At 34.1% G+C, this 6,464-nt stretch carries 2 protein-coding genes; one reads left to right on the forward strand and one right to left on the reverse strand.

Annotation, left to right across the window (positions count from 1 at the left end; all coding sequences use genetic code 11):
- Positions 1-255: 255 nt before the first annotated feature.
- Complete coding sequence (locus tag ACRD64_RS24850; protein WP_430937272.1) at positions 256-2,706, reverse strand: PAS domain S-box protein; 2,451 nt, start codon at positions 2,704-2,706, stop codon at positions 256-258.
- A 639-nt stretch (positions 2,707-3,345) separates the two neighbouring features.
- On the opposite strand from ACRD64_RS24850, the gene ACRD64_RS24855 reads away from it, so the two are divergent.
- The gene (locus ACRD64_RS24855) at positions 3,346-6,213 is read left to right on the forward strand and encodes a ligand-binding sensor domain-containing protein (RefSeq protein ID WP_430937274.1); all 2,868 of its coding nucleotides are present in this window, start codon (positions 3,346-3,348) and stop codon (positions 6,211-6,213) included.
- Positions 6,214-6,464 lie beyond the last annotated feature (251 nt).

Below are 6,464 nucleotides of genomic sequence, written 5' to 3' on the forward strand. Positions count from 1 at the left end.
AAGTGATGCAACGAAGTGTCTTGTTTTAAAGTAATTTCAATGGGTAATAGAATTTCTAATGCATATTGCGGGTTTAATGCGTTTTTACCAGATGGGAGCTTCTGTTGTTAATCTAGTCTTGCTTAAGGTAAAAATCATTATTGATGTTGATAACCAGCAGATCACATAGCTAGAATAATATGTTTTTAAGGGATAACAACACAATAAACACATGCACAATAAAACCTAGTAGTTTTCGATATATGTTTGTTATGCTTAGTTAGATGAGTTTAAAGTGTAATTTTCCTGTGTCATTTTTAAAGGTATGGTAAAAGTAAAGTCAGATCCAACACCAGGTTCCGATTCTACAACAAACTCACCACCCAATAAGTCAACAATTCCTTTTGAAATAGACAAGCCTAAACCTGTTCCTTCATTTTTACCGGGATCGTTTGTTTCCAGTTGCTCAAAACGGTTAAAAATCAAATTAACCTCTTCTTTGTTCATACCGATACCCGTATCTTTCACAAAGAAAATGATGGTTTTATCATTTAATTTGAAACCGTATTCAATGCGCCCTTTGTGGGTAAACTTCAAGGCATTATTTATAAGGTTTATAAGTATCTGCTGAAGTCGTAATGGATCTGTTTCAATCATTAAATCGTCAAATTCTTTAGGTTTGACGTATTTGATCTCAAGGTGTCCTTTGCCTTTTTCTCTTTTCTGAATTTTTGTACTGGCATCAATATTGGCAAAGATATTTTTTAAACTGCAGGAGGTTATTTTAAGTTTTAATTCTCCGGCTTCTATTTTTGAAACATCAATAATGTCGTTGATCAAATTTAGCAACTGGTCCGAACTGTTTTTTATGATCTGTACATAACTGCTGCGCGTTTCCTTGTCAATGTCGTCACTATCCAATAGGTCGGCAAAGCCTACCATACCATTCATGGGGGTACGGATTTCGTGGCTCATGTTGGCCAGGAATTGGTTCTTGTAAATATTGGCTACTTCGGCTTTTTGTTTGGCATCTTTCAGGCTTTGTTCGTATTTTATATGGTCGGTAATATCTCTTTGCGTGCCCCATATTCTCTCAAGCTTGCCCTCATTAATAATTCCAATAATATTATTGGAAAAATAGATGGCATTCCCATTGATATCTCTTTCTTCCGATACTGCATTTCTAATTTCATAGTTCGATTCAATCCAATCTAAAATAAAGGAAATATTTTCAGGGTTTGAATCTTCTCCATGCAGTTCTAATAAGGTTTTACCATGTATATCTGTTGCCTTCGTGTAACCATACATTTTTGCTTGTGCATCGTTACATTCCACAATAACGCCTGAATAAATAAGCTTAACCTGCTCTTGGGCAGGAAGGCTGACATCAACCGGTTCGGATGTTTCAAACAAGTAGAAACCTTCGTCGGTATATTTCATCAAAGATGAAATACGTTCCAGGTAAAGATCTTTTTCTATCTCCAACTTCCGTTTCTGGGTTACATCCTGAATAATTCCTTTTACGCCTTGGGGTTTCTTTTGGTCATCGAAAAGTACCGCAGCCTGAAGCCATATATATTTATGATCCTTTTTATAGGGCATATTATACCTAAAAGTCAGGCTATAATCTTCACCGTTCTTCTCTGCCCGCTGCAGTAGGGCGGTAAATTTTACCGCATCGGCTTCGGGCAACCTTTGTATAATAAAATTAAACTGGGGAGGGTTGGGATTTGGCTCAAAACCAAATATTGTATAGGCTTGTTCTGACCACCATGATGTACCTTGCTTAAAATCATGCTCAAAGTTTCCGAGTAATGCAATTTTTTGTGCCTCCTTTAAACGCGCTGTACTTAAAAGTAATTGAGTCTCTGTATTTTTTTTCGCGGTAATATCTTTAACTAAGGCCACCGAGTATAAGATATTATTGTATTCATCCTTAACAACGCTTACCGTAAGCTGCCCCCAAATGACATGTCCTTTTTTATGGATATATCTTTTATCCATTTTATAGGAATCTATTTTGCTATGCATTAACTTACGGTATTGCTCTTCATCTTTTTTAATATCGTCGGGATGGGTAAACTCAGAGAAAGTCAAGCCTTTCAATTCTTCAAGGGTATAACCCAAGATGTTTTCGAACTCTGGGTTAGCAGTCAGTAATTTACTATCGATTGAAACGGTGGCAATACCTAAGCCAGCATTGGTAAATACGCTTTTGTAACGACTTTCACTTTCTTCCAGTTTCTTAATGGCCTTTTTCCGTTCGGTAATGTTATTCGTAAAACCTACAATCTGTCCGTCATTAATATTAAGATAGTTGGTAATTACTTCAACATCAAAAATACTCCCGTCTTTTCGCGTATGTTTCGATTCAAAATGTTCACCTCCAAATTCTTTCATTTTTTGTAAACGGGCCAATGTAGCTTCGGCATTTTCAATGGCATCTAAATCAGAAATACACATCTTCAGTAACTCCTGCTCACTGTAGCCACTCATTTGGCAATAGGCTGCATTCACCTCCAACAACCTGCCTTGCATGTCGGCCCTCCAAAAACCACTTGGTATTGAATGAAGAATGGCTTTTTGTTGCTCCCCTTTCAATTCGTGAGATTCTCTTTTTTGAGCTAAAGATTTCTTAGCATATTTAGTTTTCAGAACACGATTCTCCCCATGTAATTTTTGGAACTCCTTGATGAGTTTTTCTTTTATTTTTTTGAGATGGTCCATGAAAAAAATCCTATAAGTTTTTAATACATTTTATACTTAAACTTTTAGTAAGGTTTATTAATGAGAAGATAAAAATTCCAATAGCGATGACTGTTATGTTTATGTTAAGTTTTTCATGTGTGGTGAATTTTTATTAAAAATACATCACTTAACATGCTGTTTTGAATAGTAATATAACACCAAAATACGCTATTCGGTTTTTATGAAAGTTTATATCTGATTGAAATAATTAGTAGGCATAGGGTTGTTTTTGATGGTTTTTAATTGAATTCTAAATATATAAACAAAATTTATTTAATCAAATTGTATTTTTACTTTCTGCCTTAGGTTAAGCGATATACAGTAAAATGTTGCCATACTGATATTCGCTATTTCAATATTTTCAGTAATAGATCTTGATTTATCTTCCCAAAGTTGATAGCATGCTCTGGGTTTTTTCGCTTCCGGGAATAAGCTTTTTATATAGCAATGTGAATTCTTAGAAGCTCGTGTTTTGAAACCATTAAAACAATTAATGCTTTTGTCTTAATATCCGTATATTTGATGAGGCTGTAAATGAATTCAGCGAGGTTCTTCCAAAATTCCTATAAAATTGTAATTTTAATATTGATTTCTTAAAGAAAACAGAAGTAGATCTTAATGAAAAACTTTATCATACTATTTTTATTACTCCCTGTATTGGCGTTAGGCCAGGTTAAGAAAATAGGTAGTCCAAATATAATAAACTACCCTAAAGTAGTTTACAAGGCTGGTACTCAAAACTGGAATTGTGCACAGGATCCTGATGGTTTTATGTACTTTGCTAATAATTATGGACTTTTACGATTCGATGGTTTAGAGTGGAAACTTTTTCATGTCTCACCCACATCGCCTGTTCGTTCATTATGTATTGACCAAGAAGGTACAATCTTTGTTGGTTTGGACAATGATTTTGGCATTTTTGATCCATACGCTGCCGGAGGTCCTATATTCAAAAGTTTACTTCATAAATTACCTCCCGATATACAATCAGCTGACGTTATATGGAAAGTGTATAACACTCATTATGGTATAGTATTTCAATCGTTTAGCTTTATTTTTGTCCTTAAGGATGGGGAAATTAATGTGATAAGACCACAGAAAGCCTTTCATTACTCCTTTTATGTAAATAAAAGATTATTTATTCATGAACCCGGTATTGGATTATTTGAACTAACTAATGGATTTGTAAATAAAGTTGCTGGGACTGAAGATTTAAAAGATAAAGAAATACTTTCCATAATTAGTTTTTATGAGAACCATTTGCTAATTGGAACAGCACGAAATGGTTGGTATGAATTTAGACAAGGAATACTCGCAAAGTGGGATGTGCCTGTCAGTCATCAGGTTGAGAAGGACATTATGTTCTGTGCGACTACACTGGAAGGGAATAATTTGGCCATTGGTACCATACTGAACGGTGTGATAATTGCAAATTCTGATGGAACGATTATTCAACATTTAAATAGCAATAATGGATTGCAAAATAATACAATACTTGGCTTACATAACGATAAATCAGGAAATTTGTGGTTGGGACTTGACAATGGGATTGACTACATTGAATTAAACTCTCCACTTACATACATATCGGGTGCGGAAGGAATCAGTACTGGTTATTGTTGTGCTATATTCAAAGGAATTTTGTATTTAGGAACCAACCGAGGACTCTTTGCTAAACCTTTTGATGCTTCATCTCGGGATGAGTCTTCGAAATTCAAATTGATTCGTGGAACGGAAGGCCAGGTTTGGAGTCTAAAAGAGTTAAATAACCAGTTGGTATGCGGTCATAATTTTGGAATATTTGTAATTGATGAGTATGATGCCCATTTAATTAATGACAAACTGGGTACATTTACTTTTATTTCGTTAAAAGAGGATTCAAGTTATTTTATTGCAGGTAATTATAGCGGATTGTCAGTATTTCGTAAGGTCGGAAAACAACTGAAATATAAATGTAAAATAAAAGGATTTGCTGAAGCTAGTCGTTTTATAGTAGAAGATGAAAATGGTAATTTTTGGGTGAGTGATGGAACAAAGGGTGTTTTTAAAGTAGAATTAAATGAAGAACTAGATTCTGTATTAAACGTAAAACTTTATGGAAAACAACATGGCTTGCCTACCGCGTATCAAAATATACTGTTAACAATCAATAAATCATGGTATATATCAGCAATAGATGGTCTTTATGTGTATAATAGTTTGACAGACAGATTTGAGAAAGATAAAAACATAAATATGTTTTTTGATCTGGATGGGCAAATGAAGAATATAAAACAGGATGAGGATGGAAATTACTGGTACATTGAAGGAAAAGGAGCAAGTGTAAGTCGTAGGAATGATGACGGTACGTATACTAAAATTACATCACCATTCATGCAATTACAAAATAAATTAGTACGTAATTGGGAGTTTTTATATGTTCATGGTAATGAGAATGTTTTTATAGCCACTGAAAATGGATTTGCACATTATTCATCCCGAATTGTGTCATCTTATAATCAATCTTTTAAAAGTTTTATTACTCAAGTAGATGTGCCATATTTAGATACTGTATTTTACGCTAATTTCGAGAAAAATACAGTAAATCTTCCATTTCGTAAGAATGAACTCCGGTTTAAATTTGCCGCACCATTTTATCAAAATCCCGAACAGGTAGAGTTTAGCTATTATATTGATAATTATTCAGAAAGTTGGTCATCCTGGACAAGAGACAATTATCGCGACCTTAGTAATCTTCATGAAAATAAGTATGTATTTAGAGTGAAAGCCAGAAATAGTTTTGGGATTGAAAGTGAAGAAGCCAGCTTTACATTTATTATTGATCCACCTTGGCACCGCTCTACATTAGCGTATTTCTTTTATGTTTTGCTTTTGATTTCAATTGGCCTAATTGTACTTTGGGTTATTCAAAAACGTTTCGAGATTTCGAAACAAATGGAACAAAAGAAACATCAGGAATACTTACTCAAAAAAGAACGGGAACATGAGCAGAAGTCGATTCTGGCAGAAAAAGAGATTATTCGCCTAAGGAATGAAAAATTGAAGGACGAAAAACTCTATTTGGATAAAGAATTGGTCAATCAAACGCTCCATAATGTAAATAAGAACAAGTTTCTGATGAAAATTAATCAGGAACTAAAGCTGGTGTCTGACGATACGAAAGATGGTGCTGTAAAAACAAAAATGGTAATTCTGAGAAAACGAATTAACAAGGAAATAGATAACCATCAACAAAAGGAAATATTTGATAGTCATTTTGAAGCTGTTCACTCTGATTTCTTTGATCGTTTAAAAGAACAATTTCCACAGTTATCACCCAAAGACATAAGACTATGTGCTTATATAAAAATGAATTTGTCGACAAAAGAAATAGCCCCTATGTTGAACATCTCTGAAAGAGGAGTTGAAATAAACCGTTATCGCCTCAGAAAAAAACTTGGTTTATCTCGCGACATTAACCTATCCACATTTTTATTGAATTTATAGGATATCAAGAATAAATTTTCATCCTACCTGGAAAGTGTTGTTTCCTCGTACTTCAAGCGGTCTAAATCTAGGCCATAATTACCAATTTGTGTTAAATCAGGCGTTGTTTTTCTATGTGAAATTAACAACTGAAATAAGCTGAAGTTTTAAGTTTTTCTAATTTATTTAATTTACTGGATATTCCGGAGCATGTTGACCCCCTTCCCAAACGTTGGTTAAGGTTGTGTTTTAGCATGACATTCCGGCGGATG

The organism is Saccharicrinis sp. 156 (genome assembly GCF_050589685.1).
Lineage (GTDB): Bacteria > Bacteroidota > Bacteroidia > Bacteroidales > Marinilabiliaceae > Saccharicrinis.